The following is a 19,224-nucleotide window of genomic DNA, read 5'->3' as shown; positions in this document are numbered from 1 at the left end:
AACCCCGCCGACGCTCATCATTGCGGATCGGTTCCAAGGACCTTCAAGATGAATCACAACCTCCCCTGGGTCGCCGAGCGCGCGCGACTGTTCCGCGAATCCGATCCCGATTTCGCGCGCTGGGCGCGCGGGCATGGCCCCATCGCCCACAACGACCTCACGCAGCTGCGAATCCACGAACTCGCACAGGTGCTGGTCGCCGAAGGCAAGACGAGCGACACATCCGCGATCTACCGCACGCTGTGGGCCGCAGACCGATTGGCCGTGGCCGGGATGTGGCTAACGGTTCACATGACCTATGCCGATCGGGTCTATACCGACGGCCGGGAAATGGCGGCCAAGGACTTCAAGGAGACGCCTGAAGGCCACACCGGCGGATCACTGAACATCGTGCCGGCCTATGTCGGCTACCTTGCCGCGAACACGCTCAGCGGCCTGACACGCGGCTGGCTGATGGGTCAAGGCCATTGCGTGGCGGGCATCGACGCCTGCAACCTGCTGGCGGGCAACATGACGCCGCGCCACGCCGAGCGGTACGACCGCAGCGAGAACGGCCTTACGCGCTTCGCTCGGGACTTCTACAGCTACGCGATCGACGCGCAGGGGCGCCCGGCCTCGCCGCTGGGCAGCCACGTCGGCCCGAACACGGCAGGCGGCCTGTCCGAGGGGGGCTATCTCGGCTTCGCTGAACTGCAGTACGTGCACATGCCCCTGCCCGGCGAACGGCTGGTGGTGTTCCTCAGCGACGGTGCATTCGAGGAGCAGCGCGGCAGCGACTGGGCGCCGCGCTGGTGGCGCGCCGAGGACAGTGGATTCGTGGCTCCGTTCATGATCCTCAACGGCCGTCGCATCGAGCAGCGCAGCACCATGCAGCAGCAGGGCGGCCGTGAATGGTTCCAGCAGCATCTGCGGCTGAACAGCTTCGACCCTATGGAGATCGACGGCACCGACCCCGCCGCATTCGCCTGGGCCATCCACGCGATGGAGGAACGGCTGGCGGCCTGCGCGACGGGGGTTTCGCGTGGAACCGTTCAGTACCCGGTGCCACTTCACTACACCATCGCCGAAGCGCCCAAAGGATTCGGTTTTCCCGGTGCCGGAACCAACGCCGCGCACAACCTGCCGTTGGCGGGCAATCCCCGTGTCGATCTCACTGCCCGGCAGCAGTTCAATGACGGCGCGCGCGTCTTGTTCGTGCCACCGGGCGAACTCGACGAAGCGTTGGCCCTGCTCTGCCGGCATGAGGTGCAGCGCCGTCCCCTTGAGCGGGACCATCCCCTGGCGCATCGCCATGTCGCAGCACCGAGGTTCCCGGAGCCGCAGTGGCACGCCGCGGACCTCGGCAATGTCTCGCCGATGGGTGCGCTCGACGGAGCCTTCGCGGCCATCATCCAGGCCAATCCCCAACTACGCCCGCGCGTCGGCAATCCCGACGAGCTGCGCAGCAACCGCATGGGCCAGACCTTGGACCTGCTCAAACACCGCGTCTTCACGCCCGAACCGGGCTTGGCTGAAGCCGTGGATGGCGCCGTGATCACGGCCCTCAACGAAGAGGCGGTGGTCAGTGCGGCGCTGGGCAACAAGGGCGGCATCAACCTCGTTGTTTCTTACGAGGCCTTTGCCGTGAAGATGCTGGGTGCACTGCGGCAGGAAATCCTGTTCGCGCGCCACCAGGCGGAGGCCGGCATGCCTCCGGGCTGGCTGTCGGTAGTGACGGTGGCGACATCCCACACCTGGGAGAACGGCAAAAACGAGCAGTCCCATCAGGATCCGACACTGGCCGAGGCGCTGCTGGGCGAGATGTCCGACACCGCACGTGTGTTGTTCCCGGTGGATGCCAACAGTGCCGTCGCGGCGCTGCGAGCCGCCTACGCCTCGCATGGCCAGTTCTGGACACTGGTCGTTCCAAAGCGGGCCGTCGCCAGCCAACTGAGCGGCGAGCAGGCCCAGCGTCTGGCCGATGAGGGCGCCTGCGTGGTGAAGCCCTGCGACGCACCCGATGTGTTGCTGGTCGCTATCGGTGCGTACCAGCTACAGCAGGCGCTGCTCGCGGCGCGGCGGCTGGACGACGCCGGGCATCGGACGGCAGTCACCTGCGTCATCGAGCCGGGCCGCTTCCGGCTGCCACGCGACGAGCGCGAGCGGGCTTTCGTGGCGGGCGACGCGGCATTGCGCTCGCTGTTCCCGGACACCGCTGCGGTGCGCGTCATCGTCTCGCACATGCGGCCGGAGCCGACGCTGGGCCTGTTGCGCCGCATCGATACCGGGCCTCGGCAGACCCGTGCACTAGGCTACCAGGCGCGCGGTGGGACGCTCGACGTTGCCGGCATGCTGTTTGCGAACCGCTGCACGTGGGCGCACGTCGCGGCCGAGGCCGCGCAGGCGCTCGGCGTCGATCCCGCGAGCATATTGACCGCCGAGGAGTTGGCCGCGGTGGGAGGCCACGGCGACCCGCGGGTAGTGATGGTCTCGGCATGATTCCCCTGTTTGCCCCATAGGGACAAGAATAGCGTCGTTTCCGGCGCCGATAAGTAAGAGGCCGTGGTCCAATTGGCACCTTGTGCCCGCCCATTTATCGACACCATGTCCCACGCGCTTGAAACTCTCATCGGTCACTGGAAAGCCGATCCGCTGAGCACCTACAACACCTGGTTCCTGTGGGAAGAACGGCTGAAGAACTTCCGCTCGATTCGCCGCGGCCTGGCGCAGGTGGTCAAGGACATCGATGCGGGCACCTTCGGTAGCGCATTCCGCGGTTCCTCGCTCGAAACGGTGGTCGGATCGGTGGCCGAGCAGCGCCAGATCTTTAAGGGGGCAGACCATGCATTCCTGTGGAAGCCCAAGCTGCGCATTCCCGACATCTACGAGAACGCAATCAACCAACAGGCCTTTGCCCGGTTGTTGCACACCTGCGACTGCTGCAACAGCGCAGAGGAAGTGATCGAAGCAATACGGCGGATCGACGCTCGTCAGATCAAGGGCCTGGGTCCCGCCGTGGCGAATCTCCTGTACTTCGTTCACCCCACGATCGTGATGCCGTTCAACACCGCGATCGTGAAGGGCTACAACGCGGTCACGGGCAGCAGCGTCAAGCTCGGCAAGTGGGAGCACTACCTCTCGATGCGCGAAGGCGGCCTTCGCCTCAATGCCCAGCACCGCAACGCGTTGTCGAACGACATGGGGGCACTGGCTGGGCTGCTGTTCGACATCGGCTCGGGCCGGTACGCGGCGCCACCGCGCGATGACGATGCGGCCGCCGTCCAGGGCTGGGAGGCCGATCTCGAAAAGGTGCGCGAGGAATCGGCCGCGGCCCACAAACGCTGGGCCGCGGAGCGCGAGAGCGACGCGACCCACACCGAAATTCAGGGATGGCTGCGCGACCTGGGCAAGTCGCTCGGCTACGGTGTCTGGATTGCGTCCAACGATCAGGGGCGCAGTTATCGGGGAGGACGCCTCGGAGATGGCTGTCTGACGCAGCTTCCCGCGCAGGCCCGGGCCGGTCTGGACTCTGTTCGCCTGATCGACGTCATTTGGGTGGAGGCCGACGGCTCGAAGATCGCCGCTGCCTTCGAGGTAGAGCACTCGACCTCGATCTATTCCGGGATCGTGCGCATGCTCGACCTAGCCTTGGGCACGGAGCTGGGAGCGGGTGTATCGATGTTCCTGGTGGCGCCGGACGCTCGCCGCGAGGATGTCCGCAGCCAGTTGCGTCGGCCGGCATTCACGCGGGTGGCGGAGCTGGGAATTCGCTACCTCCCCTACAGCGAGCTTGGCGCGCATCGCGATGCGATCGGCAGATTCGGCTCGGGCCTAAAGCCGTTGAACGAGATCTCGCACCTGCTGTGATGCACGGTCGTCGAGGCACGATCGGCACCAGCGGCAGAATGTACCGCCCAAGCGTGAATCGACGCCTAGTCGCGGTCGTGGATGAAGTCGTGCCGCAAACCGAGCGCGGCATCCGTCCGGGCGATTGACGCTGACGGATCGGACTCGATGCCGCCCAGCGCGCGGATCGCATCGATGGTTTCGGGAATCACTATCGCCTGGTTGAAGACCTGGTAGGTATAGTAAGCTTGGTCGCCATCGACCGCGAGGACGTCCTCCCACAGGGCGACCTCCCACATGTCGCCGCGCGGGCGGCCAAGATCGGCCATCAGCTCCACCGTACTGTTGAGTGCCACGAGGCCATCCGAGGAACGCACGAACGCGATCCGTGGCGCCGCGCGGAAGGCCGCCAGCACCTCGTCGCGCGTTGCCGGCCTCGTCAGTTCGACCCACCAGGTGTGCAGGTGACTGCTGTTGTGCGACGCCTTGACCGCGATCGTTACCACATCCAGATCCGGGATCACGGTCCTCGCATCCGGTCCCTGGTGGCTGGGGATCGCCTTCTCCGGCACGAGGGTATTGATGATTCCCTCGGCATGCGCTTCCCAGGGGTCGGATGCCCGGCGGATGAGCGTGCCGCGTGCACGCTTGAGCAGGCCGGCAGTCCGCAGCGCCCCCAGCGTTCGCACGATGGACGTGGTGTTGCAGGAGACCACGCGAGTGGACTCGCGGCCGATGGCCGACGCATAGTTCGCTTGCGCGACGAATGAGTGCCCCGTCAGCGCATGAGACTCGCCACCGTGGAAGATCGACTTCACGCCGGCCGCGGCGTACACCTCTTTGTTGATCGCAGCGACTTTCTTGGGCGTGCAGTCGACCACGACATCGGCCTTCGCGAGCAGTTCTGCCAGATTGCCCGCCAAAGGAAGACCTGCGGCGCGCATCGTTCCTTCAGCTTCAAAGGTTGCCGCGTGGATGGCGAAGCCGCGCTGCGCGGCGACCTGTAGTCGATAGTCGTGCACCACGTCCGCGACGCCGGCAAGTGCCATGTCCTCCTGGAGCGCGACCGCGTCTGCCACCCGCTTGCCGATCACACCGTACCCGTTCACCGCCACTCTGACCTTGTTTAAGCACATCGCTGTCATTTCCTCTTGAATGTGGGTGTCATTGCGTTCATGGCTGTGGCCGCTCTGTCGGTCCTGGCGAAGATGTTCCCGGTGCGGCTCGATGCCGCGAATCCGGATCGAGCGCCTGGGCGCGGCTCAGCGCGGCGTGCAGCGTCGCTATCCGGTCCTGGACCCTGCGGATCCAGGGCGATGGGAAAGCAGATGCAAGCCACGCATAGAGCGTGTACTTCACCAGCTTGCCCAACCAGAGCGCCAGAAGAACCTCGGCCACCGGCAGCCGGGAGATTGCCGCGAACATGAGGGCAGGCGTCAGCGGTACCGGGAGCGCTGCAATGACCAGCAGCGAGGGCACGCCGTACCCGCCGAGCCAGGACGTGGCGTCACGCCAGGCCGTCGATCGCACTACGTCGGGGTAGGCGACGAAGAAGCGGTTCCAGCCAAGGTGATGAAACACGAGATAGAGGACCAGTGCGCCGATGGCTGCGCCGATGCTGGAGGTCGCGGCGATGCTCCGCCAGCGCCGCGGGGCGAGTAGCACGGCAGCGACGAGCAACGTTCCGAACGGAATCGTCATCGACAGCGTGGTGGCCATGGCCACGGCCGCCACGATGAGGGGAAAGGCACGCGTCTCCGCCCCGCGGGTCAGCGCACGCAGCAGGCCGGTCTCGACGGTTCCGTGCAGCATCGTCATCGGCGCTCAGGGCTTGCGGACCGTGGGCCGCTGCCCGAGTTCGACTTGCACGGTCACCGTCTCGCGGCCGCGCAGGATCTTGAATTGGGCGTTGCTGCCCGGCGCGACTGCGGCTGTTTCGCCGATCAGGCCGGCGGTGTCCGGGATCTCCTTTCCGTTGATCGCAAGCACCGTGTCACCGGGCCTCAGCCCGGCGCGATCGGCAGGCCCGCCGCGCTGCACCGCCACCAGTGCGGCGCCCGCGGCGGCACCGGTGGCCTTGTGGATCACGTCGCGGGCGCTCACCCCCAGCCAGCCCCGGCGCACGCTGCCGGTGGCGATGATCTGCTCCATCACCTGCCGCGCCAAGCTGACCGGGATCGCGAAGCCGATCCCCTGGGAGCCGCCGCTGCGCGAGTAGATGGCGGTGTTGATGCCGACGAGATCGCCGTCCCCATCGACGAGCGCGCCGCCCGAATTGCCGGGGTTGATCGCCGCGTCGGTCTGGATGAAGTTCTCGAAGGTGTTGATACCCAGGCGGTTGCGCCCCGTAGCACTCACAATGCCCTGCGTGACGGTCTGGCCGACCCCGAACGGATCGCCGACGGCCAACACGATGTCGCCGACCTGCACCGATGCTGGATCAGCGAAGGTGATGGGCTGCAGCCCCGTGGCCTCGACGCGCAGCACGGCAAGGTCCGACTCCGGATCGATACCGACGACGCGCGCCGCGGCAACCTTCTCGCCTGGCAGCATCACGGCGATCTCGTCGGCGCCCTCCACGACATGGTTGTTCGTGAGGATATAGCCCTGGGCCGCGACGATGACGCCCGACCCAAGACTCGACGCGCCTTGGGCGGCGTTCTCATCGCCGCCATCGGGCCGCAACCAGTTCGGCATCCTGCGCGGAGGTGTCTTGCGGGTGTAGATGTTCACAACCGAAGCGGACGCCTTGGCGGCGGCGGCGCGAAACCCCGCCTCCAGGCGGGCTGTGGTCGCGCTCGGTGTGGCAGGCGCCGAGCCGGTAGCGGCGCTCGCATGCGGCGCCTCCTGTACCGCCACGACGTCGGGCGTCACAGGGACAGGCGCCGGCCCGAAGGCCCGCCAGGCGATGATGACACCCGCGCCGATCGCGATTGCCTGGGTCAGCAGGAGCCAGAGCCGCCGTAGCGCGGAGGGACGGCGTACAAGGTCGTCGCTCATGTGGCGCTGGCCTCAATCAGATCCTGAACCGCGGCCGCCAGCGGTGCCACCACGCTGATGCCATTGGAGGCATGCGGCACGGTGTCGCAGGTCAGCACCCGCTGGGGGCCCGCCGCGAGGAGCGCGTCATAGGCATCGGCGGCAAAGAGCGCATGCACACCGATGCACACCGGCGGCGGCAATCCGACGCGGCGCACGCTCGCGATGGCCTGGATCATCGTGCGCGCGCTGGACACGATGTCGTCGATGAGCACGGGCTGGCGGCCTGCCAAGGCCGAGGTGTCGGGCAGGCTGACCTCCACGTCCTTGTCGCCCCGGCGAATCTTCTGCAGCACGGTAAACGGTGCATCGGCCCCCCGCGCGACTTCCTGGACCCATTGCTCGCTTTCGGCGTCGGGGCCGATCAGCACTGGGCGATCCACGTTCGCCGCGACCCAGGTCGCGATGACGGGCGCGGACTGCACGGCGCGCGTGGGCACCCGGTAAATCTCGCCAAGCGAGTGGTAGCGGTGCAGATGGGGGTCGACGGTGACGACGCCATCGAACACCGTCGATACCAGCGCAGCGAACGTTCGGGACGTGATCGCTTCGCCCGTGTTGAAGCGCCGGTCCTGGCGCAGGTACGCCATGTAGGGCGCTGCCAGCAGTACGCGTGTGGCACCGAGGTCACGTGCAGCGTCTGCCGCGAACAGCAGGGGCAGCGCCTTGGCGTCGGGCTGTGCCAGGCTGGCCACGAGCACGACGGTGCGGCCCGTCACGTCGGCTTCCAGCCGCACCAGCGACTCGCCGTCCGGAAACCGGTGTAATTGCAGGGTGGCCCGCTCCGCACGCAACGCGCGGACGAGGCCTTCGGCGAAGGCCTCGTCGCCTGGCAGGTGAAAAATGAGTGGTTTCATGCGTTCTCCGAAATCTGGAAGATCGGTGGGCGCGCGCGGACGAACTCCAGGGCATAGGCCAGTTCGCCTGGTGCCTGGGCATGCAGCGTGAACAGCGCCTGTCCGGCTTCGACGCGATCGCCAAGGCGCGCGTGCACATCGATGCCGGCGGCCGGGGCGGTCGGCGCACCGGCGAGCTTGGCCGCCCGCGCGAGCAGGCGGTTGTCGATGCGGGTGACACGGCCCGTGGCCGGCGATTCGACGGTGTGCAGATGCGCCGCCATCGGGAGGCTGCGAAGGCCGCCCTGCTCAGAGCAGATTGCCTGGAACTTGGCCCAGGCCCGGCCGTCGGCCAGCACCTCGGTGGCGAGCTTCAGGCCGCCGCCGGCACGCGCCGCGCCGCCCATTTCGAGGATGTCCGCCGCCAGCCGCAGCGCCCGCTCTCGCAGGTCCGCCGGGGCCTCGGGCGTCCCTTGCAGGACGGCCAGTACGTCGCGGGCTTCCAGTGCGGGGCCGATCCCGCGGCCGACCGGCTGCTCTCCGTCGGTGACGCGAAAGAACACCTGCAGGCCTATGGCGCCACCCACCTCCTGCAGGCGCCGGCCGAGCGACGCCGCGGCGTGTGCGCTGCGCACTTTCGCGGTGGCGCCCACCGGCAGGTCGATCAACACATGGGTCGAGCCCGCAGCGGCCTTCTTGGACAAGACCGAGGCCACGAGCTGCCCTTCGCTGTCGAGATCGAGTGGCCGCTCGACGCGGATAAGGATGTCGTCGGCGGGGCTGAGCCGGACCGAGCCGCCCCAGACAATGCAGCCGCCCGTGCGCTCGACCACGCGTCGCATGCTCGGCACATCCAGGTTGACCGGTGCCAGCACCTCCATCGTGTCGGCCGTCCCGGCCGGTGAGGTGATGGCGCGCGAGGAGGTCTTGGGCATCGTGAGGCCGCAGGCGGCCACGATGGGCACCACGAGCAGGGTCGTGCGATTCCCAGGCAGGCCGCCGACGCAGTGCTTGTCCACCACCAGCGGACGGCCCCAATCGATGCGCTCGCCGACGGCGATCATGGCTTTCGTGAGCGAGACAGTCTCCGCCAGGTCGAGGCGATCGCCCGCGCAGGCGGTGATGAAGGTGGCGAGGTGCAGGTCCGAGTAGCGGCCCGCCGCGACGTCGGAGATGATCGCGCCGAGTTCGGCGTCGCCGAGGGAGTTGCCGTAGACCTTGGCCCGGACATGGCTGAGCGAATCCAGCGGTGGCGCATGGGTGACCGCGACCGGCTCACCCGCCTGCGCACCCAGCGATGCCCACGCGGACTCGGACAGACCGGCGACGTTCTCGGCCAGCCAATCACCGTCGACGACACTGAGCGTCGCCACGATGCTTCGGCCGCCGGCCGTCAGTTGTACGCGCGCCTGGGTCGTGAAACCCTCCGATCGACAGACCGGGCAATCGCGCCGCATGTAGACCACCGGCTCCTGATAGGTGTCGATGCCCGTGCGCCACGCCTGCAGCCTGTTCCCGGCCTCTTTGGCGCGGCCGGCTTCATCCACTTGCGCTGTCATTCAAGCTCCACGGTCTGCAGGTAGTCGGGCACCGAGACCGCCCAGCCGAGTTCATGGTCGATCCGCGAGCGCAGCGCATCGGCCGCCTCGGGCTCGCCGTGCGTCACGAACGTGCGGCGCGGCGTCTGCGTGAAGCCGCGCAGCCACGCGATGATCTCGTCGGCATCGGCGTGGGCGGAGAGGTTGTCGAGCGAGGCCACCTCGGCGCGAATCGGCACGTCTTCGCCATGGATGCGAACGGTGGACGCACCGTGCAGGATCGCCGCGCCGCGGGTTCCACCCGCCTGGTAGCCGGCGAACAGGATCGTGTTGCGCCGATCGGGTGCGAAGGACTTCAGGTGGTGAACCACCCGACCACCCGTGGCCATGCCGCTGGCGGAGATGATCACCATCGGCCCGCGGCCGGCACTGAGCGCCTTGGACTCCTCGACCTTGTTGACGATCTTCGCGGCGTGGCACATACCCTCGCACTCCTCGGGCGAGAGCCGATGCTCGTCACGGTGGGCGTGGTACAGCCGCGTGGCATCGATGGCCATTGGGCTGTCGAGGTACACCGGCAAGTGGTGGATGCGGCCCTGCTTCTTGAGCTGGTAGATGCCATACATCAGGCTTTGGGCGCGGCCGACCGCGAACGCGGGGATGACCAGCACGCCGCCGCGGGCTGCGGTCTGATTGATCACGGTCTCCAGTTTTTCCAGCGCGTCAGTCTCTTCATGCTTGCGGTTGCCGTAGGTGGACTCCACCAGCAGGTAGTCCGCGCCCGGGACCTGCACCGGCGGGCGCAGCACCGGGTCGTTCGGGCGGCCGATGTCGCCGGAGAAGAGCACCGACCGCTGCCCATCGCTGAGGTGCACGAAGGCGGAGCCGAGCATGTGCCCCGAAGGCTCCAGCCGGGCTGTGAGTCCGGGCAGAGCCTCGAAGGCCTCGGCGAACGGACGCGGGGAGAAAAGCTTCAGGCAGCGCTCGGCATCCTCCCGCGTGTACAGCGGCAGCGCGGGCTTGTGCTTGGAGAAGCCGTGGCGGTTGGCGAACTTCGCCTCTTCTTCCTGCAAATGACCACTGTCGGTGAGCAGGATCTTGCATAGCTCATGCGTCGCGGACGTGCAATAGACCCGCCCGCGAAAACCCTGTCGCGCCAGCAGCGGCAGGTAGCCGCTGTGATCGATGTGGGCGTGGGTGAGCACGACAGCATCGATCGTCTTGGGCGCAACCGGCAGCGGCTCCCAATTGCGCAGCCGCAGCTGCTTAAAGCCCTGGAACAGGCCGCAGTCCACCAGGATGGTCGCGTCGCCATGGCGCAGGAGGTATCTCGAACCGGTCACGGTGCCCGTGGCACCCAGAAACTGAAGTTGCATGGAAGGTCTCCAAGGATGTTGTCGTTCAAAGAAGGACTGGCCGATCGGGCAACTCGTTGCCGTCGCCCGAGACCCGCGGAAAGTGCTGCATCAACATATGGCTGATGGCGGCGATGCCCTCCATGGAACCGGCCTCGAAGCGCCCCTGCGCGAACTGGGCTTCCATGCGCTGGCACACACCTGACCACATGTCGGCACCGCAACAGGCAAGGATGCCGCGATCGGCCACGATCTCCACCGCCCGATCGGCCAGCAGCACGTAGATGAGCACGCCGCTGTTATGCGCCGTGTCCCATATGCCCATACGGGCGAACAGATCCAGCGCTCGCTCGCGCGGCGACTGGTCTCGCCATAGCGGCGATCCGTCCAGCGCGCCCTCGACCACGAAGCGCAACTGGCCGCCATACTGGGACTCTCCCGTACGGATGGCTTGCTCGATCGCGTCCAGGGCGTGCGGCGGGAAAGCCCGGCGTACTGCGTGGCTGGTGGTGGCGAGGTGGCGAAGAAGTCGTTGAATGTTCATCTCACCACCGTCCTGAGGCGCCACCGCCACCAAAGCCGCCGCCACCGCCGCGGAATCCGCCTCCGCCACCGCCGCCGAATCCGCCACCAGGCCATCCACTCCCCCGATGGTGCCCGTGCATGCCGCCGTGGCCGCCCATCCCGATGCCCAGCAGCGTGACGAAGAATCCCGCCAGTCCGGCCATCGCGGCCACCACGAGGGTGCCCACCACCAGCCACGCCGCAGCACCCAATACCCCGGCTGTGACCACGGCGCCGGGAACGCGGCCAAGCGCGTTGCGCAGCAACCCGCCCAGCATCAAGGCCACGATGAACAGAAAGGGCCACGCTTGGCCGATGTCGTTGGTCCGCCCTTGCCGCCGTGGGTCCGCCGCAGGCAGGGCTTCGCCGTCGACGACGCGCATGATCTGTTCGGCGCCTTCCGCGATGCCGCCGTCGAAATCGCCCTGGCGAAAGCGCGGCGTGATTACTTCGTCGATGATGCGCCGCGCCACCACGTCGCTCAGCGCGCCCTCGATGCCGTAGCCAACCTCGATGCGCACGGCACGATCGTCCTTCGCAACCAGCAGCAGTGCGCCATCGTCCACCTTGCGGCGGCCGAGCTTCCACTGTTCGACCACCCGCATGGCGTACTGCTCGACCGGTTCGGGCCGCGTGGAGCCGACCATCAGCACCGCGATCTGCACGCCCTTGCGTTCCTCGAAGGCACGAAGCTGCGCATCCAGCGAGGCGACCCGATCGGCGGCGAGCGTCCCAGTGAGGTCGGTGACACGCGCCTTCAGCGGCGGAATAGCGACCAGTTCCTGCGCGGACGCGACCGCCAGGAACAGGCTCAGCAACAGCCAGGCCAGCATACGGGCCAGGCGCAGGTGGGCGGCCGGGTACGGCACTGCTGTTCTCATCGTGCTCATGTCAGCGGCGCGCCGCCGGTGCCGAGGCGCCGAAGTCGACCTGGGGCGGCGTGGCCATCGCCTTCTCGTCGGCGACGGAGAAGTTCGGCTTGACGTCGTAGCTGAACACCTTGGCCGTGATGTTGGTCGGGAAGCTGCGCGTCAGGACGTTGTAGTCCTGCACCACCTTCACATAGCGCCCGCGTGCCACAGTGATGCGGTCCTCGGTGCCTTCAAGCTGTGCGCGCAGCTCCTGGAAGGCCTGGTTGGCTTTGAGCTGCGGGTAGTTCTCGCTCACGACCAGCAGCCTGCTCAGCGCGCCGGACAGCTCGCCCTGCACCGCCTGGAACTTCTGGAACGCCTCGGGGTTGTTGACGAGTTCCGGAGTAGCCTGGATCGAGGTGGCCTTGGCGCGCGCTTCGACGACCCGGGTCAGCGTCTCTTGCTCGAAGTTGGTCTCTCCTTTCACCGTCGCGACGATGTTCGGTATCAGGTCTGCGCGCCGCTGGTACTGGTTCAGCACCTCGGACCAGGCAGACTTGGTCTGTTCGTCCAGCCGCTGGAAGTCGTTGTAGCCGCATCCGCTCAGCGAAAGGGAAAGCGCTGCGAGCAGGGTCGTCAGGACAAGTCTCATGGTTCGGTCTCCGTGGAGGTGGGTGAAGTGGAAGAAGGTGAAGCCGTCAGCAGGGCCGGGTTCGCTGGCCACCACTTCCGGGGAATCAGCAAGAAAGCGAGGGTGGCCACGAGCGGGATGGACAGCCAAGCGAAGCTGCTCTGCATGACGGTGCCGAACAGCCAGCCGGCGACTGCCGATCCCAGCGTCTGCCCGAAGCCAGCTGCTGCCGCTAGGCCGCCCATCGCGGTTCCGAGCCGCCGACGTGCGGAGCCCGCGGCGAGGTAGGCAACGGTCGGCAGCACGATACCGGTGCCCGCCGCTGTGAAACTGACGCCAACGTACATCCAGGTCTCGCTGCCATGGCGAGCCAGCACCGCGAGTCCCGCGATACCCAGGATCATGCCGGCAGCCAACATGCGACGGGGATCAGCGCGCTCAAGCAAGCCGGTGAAAAACAGGACCGCGTTGACGCCCAACATCACCAGGCTGCATTCGGCGAACATCAACGACACGTCGCGCGACGTGAGATCGGGATGACGCTGGCCCTGCAGCACGATGCCGAGTTCAAAGCCGGCGAGCACGAACATGACCACGCCATTGAGCAGCCAGAGCGTGAAGGATCGGCTCTCGGGCGCGCCGTCGTCATCGCTCGGGCCCGCATCCAGAGTGGTGGACGGCGCGGGAAGCGTGGCGACCAGGCCCAGCATCATCAACGCTCCCAGCGCGGCCGAGAGTCCGATCACGAGCTTGGTCGATGACCCCTGCACGAGGGCGGCGAAGACGCCCAAGCCGGCAAGGCGATCCGCGACGGCGTTGAGGCCGGGCCCGAACAGGAACCCGAGCAGTGACATCGCGCCCAACCATGCGAAGCGCTTGGCGCGTATCGCCTGCGGCGTGTACTGCGCGACGAGCGCCGGCACCACGGGCACGACTGCGGCGACAAAGAAGCCCGTGGCGCCGCGCAGCGTATAGATGCCGACCACGCCCACAGATTCGGGGCGCAGCAGCGGAAGCAGGCTCGCCACATAGCCGACCAGCCCGACCAGCAGCACGCGGGCGCGTCCCAGCCTGTCCGCCAGCACGCCCCACAGCGGCGCCCCCACAAGGATCCCGGCCGTGTAGATGCCGCTGAGGTAGCCGACATGGCGCGCGAGCACCGCTGGATCCGCTTCGCCCATCAGAGGGCGCAGCCAGTCGGGAATCAAGGGCATCAACGCGCCATACCCGGCCGAGACAACGAACACGGCCGCAGCCAGCCAGCCCAGCTGAATGACGCCCAGGTCGTCCTGACGGGCCGGCGTGGCTTTGGATGGCGGCGATCTCATCGGGTGGCTCTCGACCATGGTGGTTCGCAGCACGGGCTCACGCGACCGCTTGAGCGGAGGCGCGCGACGTGACTCGCTTGATGCCCGGTAGACGCGTGCGTTTGAGCATCAGCGCATTGATGGCCACGATCGCGGAACTGCCGGACATCGACAACGCGGCAACCTCGGGCGACAGCGTGAAGGGGTACAACACCCCAGCCGCAAGCGGGAAGGCGATCACGTTGTAGCCCACGGCCCACCATAGGTTCTGGTGCATCTTGCGCAGCGTCGCGCGGGAGAGCTCGATGGCCCCGACGACGTCGTACGGGTCGCTTTTCATCAACACTACCTGGGCGCTCTCCATCGCGACGTCCGTCCCGGCGCCGATCGCAAAACCCACGTCGGCCTGGGTCAGCGCTGGCGCGTCGTTGATGCCGTCGCCGACCATGCCCACCTTGTGGCCTTGCTGCTGCAGTTCCTGGATCTTGGATGCCTTCTGCCCCGGCAGCACGTCCGCAAGGACGATGTCGATGCCCAGTTCCTTGCCGATGCGCTCGGCGGTCGCCTGGTTGTCGCCGGTCAGCATCGCGACCTTCACGCCCCGCGCCTGCAGTTTGGAGATCGTCTCGCGCGAGGTCGGCCGGGCGGCGTCCGCGATTGCGATGAGGCCGATCAGCCAGCCGCCGCGCGCGACATAGACCACCGTGCGCCCGCCGCCTTGCAGCCGCGTTGCCTCGCTGGAGAGGACTGCCAGGTCTACCTGCTCCGACTGCATCAGCAGCCGGTTCCCGAGCAGCACCCTCTCGCCCCCGATGGTGGCCCGTGCACCTTGCCCATCGATGTTGGTGAAGTTCTCGGTGACCTCCATCGGCATGTCCCCCACACGCTTGAGCACTGCGAGTGCAAGGGGGTGCTCGGAGAACTTCTCCACCGCGGCGGCCGTCGCCAGAAGCCGCGCCTCCTCGACACCGGGCGCGGTCACGATCTCGACGACATCGGGCTGCCCGAGTGTCAAGGTGCCGGTTTTGTCGAACACCACCACTGTCAGCTTGGTCGCGTTTTCCAATGCGGCCGCATTCTTGAAGAGAATGCCGTTCATCGCGCCCAGGCCGGTCCCGACCATGATCGCCATCGGCGTGGCCAGGCCCAGTGCATCAGGGCATGCGATCACGAATACCGTGATGGTCAAGGTGAGTGCGAATAGCAGCGTCTGGCCCATCACCCAGTACCAGACGCTGAAGGTCAACAGGCCAATCACGATCGCCGCCAGCACCAGCCACTGCGACGCTTGGTCGGCCAGCAGCTGGCCGGGTGCCTTCGAGTTCTGGGCCTCCTGAACCAGCTTGACGATCTGGGCCAATGCCGTGTCCGCACCGACCTTCGTGGCCCTGTAGCGGAAGCTCCCGCTCTTGTTGATGCTGGCGCCCACGACGGTGCTGCCTACCACCTTCTTGACCGGCATCGACTCGCCGGTCAGCATCGACTCGTCGACCTGCGAGGCCCCTTCGACGATCTCGCCATCCACCGGGATCTTGTCGCCGGGCTTGATCACCACCAGTTCACCGGCCACGACCTCGGCGGTTGGCACCTTGGTCTCGACACCGTTGCGCACGACGGTGGCCATCGGTGGCGCGAGATCCATCAGCGCGCGAATCGCGTCGGACGCACCCGCGCGGGCGCGCATCTCTAACCAGTGGCCCAGCAGGATGAAAACCAGCAGCACCGACGCCGCTTCATAGAACACCTCACCCTCGTAGAAGAAGGTCGCTCCGACGCTGAACAGGTATCCGACGCCCACCGACAGCACGACCAGCGTGGCCATGTTGGCGACACCGTTGCGCAAAGCGCGCCACGCAGCGATGCAGAAAGGCCAGCCGGGATAGATGATCGCCGCGCTTGCGAAGATGAAAAGGAAGAGCTTGTCGTCCAGACCGAACGGCGTCTGGAAGTCGCCGAACATCGTCCCCATCGGCGAATAGAGAAACACCGGAATCGAAAAGATCAGGGACACGAAGAACCGATTGCGCATGTCCCGGGCCATGTCCTGCATCGACCCAGACCCGTGCCCCATGTCGTGCATCATGTCGGCCATGGCGGGCTCGCCTGCGTGGCCCTGGTGCCCGGCATGGGAGGCCGGCGAGGCGGCCGTCGTCGCAGTCGCTCCGACTGCATGGGCGTGCCCCGAATGCTTCGCAGACACGGCGTGATGAGCGTGTCCGTCATGGCTCTGGCCCGCCGTACTGCCCGTGGCGGGATCGCACACATGCTTAGGCGTCTGCTCGCCACTGCAGTGATAGCCGCACTCGACGATCCGGAGGCGCAGGTCCTCGACACTGAGTTGCCGGTCGTCGAAATGGACCGTAGCGCTCCCCGCGACGTAGTTGACATCCGCATGATGGACGCCCGGGAGTTGTTGCAGCTTGCGGCGCACTCCCTCCGCGCTCAGGCTCGACACGAGCCCTCCGACCTCAACGTTGATTGACTTCATGTATGGTTCTTCCTGTTCGCTGTGTTCGTGCTGTCAACGTGCGAGTCGGCCCGAGTCCATGCAATCCTGCGAGAATTCGAAGACGATCTCCCGGTCGGGAGCGATGAGCTTGTGCTTCTTGCCCGCGTAGTGGAGCCGCGAGAGGACATCCCTGATCAGGTTGAGCCTGGCGACTCGCTTGTTGTCGGCGAGCACGACGAACCAGGGAGCGGCAGCGGTGTGCGTGCGTATGAACATCTCGTCGCGCGCACGCGTGTAGCCGTCCCAGTGCTTCAGCGCCACGGCGTCGACCGGACTTGATTTCCATTGCTTGAGCGGGTCACGGCGGCGTTCACCGAGCCGGCGGGTCTGCTCTTTCTTGCCGATGTCGAGGTAATACTTCAGCAGCTTTATGCCGGAGTTGACCAGCATCTCCTCGAACTTGGGCACGGAGTTCATGAACTCCTCGTGTTGCTCAGCCGTGCAGAAACCCATCACCGGCTCCACGCCGGCGCGGTTGTAACAGCTGCGGTTGAACACAACGAGTTCTTCGCCGACCGGTAGGTGCGGCACGTAGCGCTGGAAGTACCAACCGGTGCGGTCCCGGTCGGAGGGTTTGCCGAGCGCGACGACCCGGGTTTCCCGCGGACTCAGGTGTTCGACGAGCCGCTTGATGCTGCCATCCTTGCCCGCACCGTCCCGTCCCTCCAAGAGGATGAGGATGCGGTCGCTGCACTTGATGAAGTGACGCTGCAGCTTCACGAGTTCTATCTGCAGTATGTGCAACTGCGCCTCATAATCCTCGCGGCCGATCGAGCGTGCGGCGGCCTCGTCTCGCGGCGAGCCGTGCGCGATCTCGACGTCGTCCGCATGAGCCTTGTTCTTCGCGCCTGTCGCGGCCTTCTTGCTCTTTGCCATGGGGTTCTCCGTTAGGCCTTATCGTTGCAGGCGGCGCTGTTCAATGAGCGCTCCGGTACTCGATCGGGCATGGTGATTAGGTCCGCATGCGAGCGGCACGCGGCACCGCCGCAGGGACCGCACGCTGCAGCCAGGTACGGTCTACGGGCGGATTGGCGCAGGCGAATCGTCTTCATGTCAGCCTCGCTGGCGCGGACCCGAGAGGGATGGAAAGAAGCGCGGCGTTCGCGCGGCGTAGGCATCGAACTCGGCGCCGAACTGCTTGCGCATGTCCTTCTCCTCGTTGATCGCCAGCCGCGAATACATGACGACGAGGAAGGGGAACATGAGCAGCGTCAACAGCGTTGGCCACTGCAGTAGGAAGCCGAGAAGGATGGCCACGAAGGCCACGTACTGCGGGTGCCGAATCCTGGCGTAGGGTCCGCTTACCGCGAGCTGCCCGCATCGTTGTGCGTGGTACAGCACATTCCAGGCACTCGACAGAAGCCAGAAGCCGCCGCCGATGAAGACGTAGCTCGCGATATGCAGCGGGCTGAAGTGCGGATCGCCTTTTTCGCCCAGCAAGGTCGACCAGAGATGGCCGCTGTTGTGGGCCAGTAGGTCCAGACTCGGATACCGCGTCTGCAGCCAGCCGGAAAGCAGGTACAGCGTCAGCGGAAAGCCATACATCTCGACGAACAGCGCAACGATGAACGCTGCGAATGTCCCGAAAGTTCGCCAATCACGCGAAGTCTGCGGCTTGAAGAAGCTGAAGGCGAACATGATGAAGACCGCCGAGTTCACGAGAACGAGCAACCATAGCCCATAGGCGGGCGCATCGTGATTCATGTGCGATCTCCATGTGTCGTTTTATCCGGCTCGCGAAGATCGCTTGCTGCGGCATGACGATGCATCAGCACATGGGCGACGACGCATGTCGCGAGAAGGACCAGCGGCAGAGCGGCCAGGTAGTGGGCCCGGTGTTCCGTGAACAGCATGTAGATGCTTGCGCCCGAGAAAACCAGAAAGCCCAGGAACCATCGCGAGCTTGAAAACGCCGGTTCGGATGAGCCCACGCGGTGAGATGCTGTCATGGCTTGCTCCTCACTTCACCGACTCGGGCAGCCGGTCCATCATCATCTGCATCATGGACTGGCACATGTCCATGCGCATTTCGAGCGTTCGCTGCCGCTCGGCGGGCAGCGCCGGCGCAGTGCCCTCCTTCACTGCTTTCATCATCGCCATGCCGCCTCGCATGGCCTGCATGTACTCGGCCATCAGCGCTTTGCGTTCTTCGGGCGTCTTCGCGGCCACCATCCGTTCGTGCATCGCCTGCATGGACTTCATCTGCGCCCCCATGCCCTCGAAGCTCGGCGCCACTGGAGCCGAAGTCGCAGGGGCGCTCGAACCCGCAGGATGATGAGCCTGATGGTCGTCTTGCGCGAACGCAAACAAGCTGACGAGGGCGGCGCCGAAGACGACCGCGATGGAGCGAACGAATGTCATTTCTTTCTCCTTTAGCCGCTGGCTTTTGTCGTCTGGTCGAGCCAAGTGGCGCTTCCAGCAGACAAATCCCATATGAGAACTCCGTAGCCGGGTACAGAGTCAAGGCGTACGAGACGCGTGCCGGACATAGCCGGCACAGCGCTCACAGGAGGCGCTATAACGCGAGACGTGCAAACAGCAGCCAAGCAGGCGGCTGTGAGGGAGCCTGCTGGGGGCTCCTCAATGGGATGGCTCGCAGAGCCAGCGCCGGGGCCGGTTCCCAGGCAGCATATGAAGGGGACGGAAGCCCAATAAGGTCGAACGCGAAGGTCGGCGTCTTCTGAATTGCCGACTGGTTGACCTCTCCGCAGAGTTTCAGGCAAGGTGCCTTCGACAGGTCCTGGCTCCCCTCTTCATGCTTTTCGTGGG

17 protein-coding genes are annotated in these 19,224 nt (G+C 66.2%); 2 read left to right on the top strand and 15 right to left on the bottom strand.

The features are described from left to right. Positions 1-48: 48 nt before the first annotated feature. Positions 49-2,478: a xylulose 5-phosphate 3-epimerase gene (locus P7644_RS06360; protein ID WP_404302307.1), complete on the top strand. Its 2,430-nt coding sequence runs from the start codon at positions 49-51 to the stop codon at positions 2,476-2,478. A gap of 105 nt (positions 2,479-2,583) precedes the next feature. Beyond that, positions 2,584-3,846, top strand: coding sequence for a hypothetical protein (locus P7644_RS06355; protein ID WP_034062037.1), 1,263 nt, complete (start codon positions 2,584-2,586; stop codon positions 3,844-3,846). Between the two features lie 65 nt (positions 3,847-3,911). Here P7644_RS06355 and P7644_RS06350 read toward each other — a convergent pair whose 3' ends face one another. The 15 genes from P7644_RS06350 to P7644_RS06280 form a co-directional block, all read right to left on the bottom strand. Next, entirely contained in the window at positions 3,912-4,961 is a 1,050-nt protein-coding gene (locus P7644_RS06350; RefSeq protein WP_404302304.1) for a type II glyceraldehyde-3-phosphate dehydrogenase, read from the bottom strand. 37 nt (positions 4,962-4,998) lie between these two features. Next, positions 4,999-5,643 carry a YqaA family protein gene (locus P7644_RS06345; protein ID WP_404302303.1) on the bottom strand — a complete coding sequence of 215 codons (645 nt, stop codon included), beginning with the start codon at positions 5,641-5,643 and terminating at the stop codon, positions 4,999-5,001. Positions 5,644-5,649: 6 nt separating this feature from the next. After that, the gene (locus P7644_RS06340) at positions 5,650-6,825 is read right to left on the bottom strand and encodes a trypsin-like peptidase domain-containing protein (RefSeq protein WP_404302302.1); all 1,176 of its coding nucleotides are present in this window, start codon (positions 6,823-6,825) and stop codon (positions 5,650-5,652) included. Continuing rightward, positions 6,822-7,721, bottom strand: coding sequence for a ribose-phosphate pyrophosphokinase (locus P7644_RS06335; RefSeq protein ID WP_404302300.1), 900 nt, complete (start codon positions 7,719-7,721; stop codon positions 6,822-6,824). Before P7644_RS06335 ends, P7644_RS06340 begins: the two co-directional genes overlap by 4 nt. Further along, the gene (locus P7644_RS06330) at positions 7,718-9,259 is read right to left on the bottom strand and encodes a thymidine phosphorylase family protein (RefSeq protein WP_404302298.1); all 1,542 of its coding nucleotides are present in this window, start codon (positions 9,257-9,259) and stop codon (positions 7,718-7,720) included. The genes P7644_RS06335 and P7644_RS06330 overlap by 4 nt, the downstream gene beginning before the upstream one ends. Continuing rightward, a complete protein-coding gene (locus P7644_RS06325; RefSeq protein ID WP_404302297.1) occupies positions 9,256-10,614 on the bottom strand; it encodes an MBL fold metallo-hydrolase in 1,359 nt (452 codons plus the stop codon). Before P7644_RS06325 ends, P7644_RS06330 begins: the two co-directional genes overlap by 4 nt. Positions 10,615-10,639: 25 nt before the next feature. Next, positions 10,640-11,137, bottom strand: coding sequence for a TPM domain-containing protein (locus tag P7644_RS06320; RefSeq protein ID WP_404302296.1), 498 nt, complete (start codon positions 11,135-11,137; stop codon positions 10,640-10,642). A gap of 1 nt (position 11,138) precedes the next feature. Further along, positions 11,139-12,047 (bottom strand): TPM domain-containing protein, encoded by a 909-nt coding sequence (locus tag P7644_RS06315; protein WP_404302295.1) that lies wholly within the window; start codon positions 12,045-12,047, stop codon positions 11,139-11,141. 1 nt (position 12,048) lies between these two features. Next, complete coding sequence (locus tag P7644_RS06310) at positions 12,049-12,660, bottom strand: LemA family protein (protein WP_404302293.1); 612 nt, start codon at positions 12,658-12,660, stop codon at positions 12,049-12,051. Further along, a complete protein-coding gene (locus P7644_RS06305; protein WP_404302291.1) occupies positions 12,657-13,985 on the bottom strand; it encodes an MFS transporter in 1,329 nt (442 codons plus the stop codon). Before P7644_RS06305 ends, P7644_RS06310 begins: the two co-directional genes overlap by 4 nt. Positions 13,986-14,004: 19 nt before the next feature. Continuing rightward, the gene (locus tag P7644_RS06300) at positions 14,005-16,434 is read right to left on the bottom strand and encodes a heavy metal translocating P-type ATPase (RefSeq protein ID WP_404302290.1); all 2,430 of its coding nucleotides are present in this window, start codon (positions 16,432-16,434) and stop codon (positions 14,005-14,007) included. Between the two features lie 33 nt (positions 16,435-16,467). After that, positions 16,468-17,331: a polyphosphate kinase 2 gene (gene ppk2 / locus P7644_RS06295; RefSeq protein ID WP_404302288.1), complete on the bottom strand. Its 864-nt coding sequence runs from the start codon at positions 17,329-17,331 to the stop codon at positions 16,468-16,470. A 177-nt stretch (positions 17,332-17,508) separates the two neighbouring features. After that, the gene (locus P7644_RS06290; protein ID WP_404302287.1) at positions 17,509-18,159 is read right to left on the bottom strand and encodes a methyltransferase family protein; all 651 of its coding nucleotides are present in this window, start codon (positions 18,157-18,159) and stop codon (positions 17,509-17,511) included. Further along, positions 18,156-18,404: a DUF2933 domain-containing protein gene (locus P7644_RS06285; protein WP_404302286.1), complete on the bottom strand. Its 249-nt coding sequence runs from the start codon at positions 18,402-18,404 to the stop codon at positions 18,156-18,158. Before P7644_RS06285 ends, P7644_RS06290 begins: the two co-directional genes overlap by 4 nt. 10 nt (positions 18,405-18,414) lie before the next feature. Beyond that, entirely contained in the window at positions 18,415-18,816 is a 402-nt protein-coding gene (locus P7644_RS06280) for a hypothetical protein (protein WP_404302285.1), read from the bottom strand. Positions 18,817-19,224 lie beyond the last annotated feature (408 nt).

The organism is Alicycliphilus denitrificans (genome assembly GCF_044792555.1).
In the GTDB taxonomy this organism is placed as follows: Bacteria; Pseudomonadota; Gammaproteobacteria; order Burkholderiales; family Burkholderiaceae_C; genus Alicycliphilus; species Alicycliphilus denitrificans_A.
Note: the sequence above shows the minus strand (reverse complement) of the source record. Positions and strands in the feature narration are given on the sequence as shown.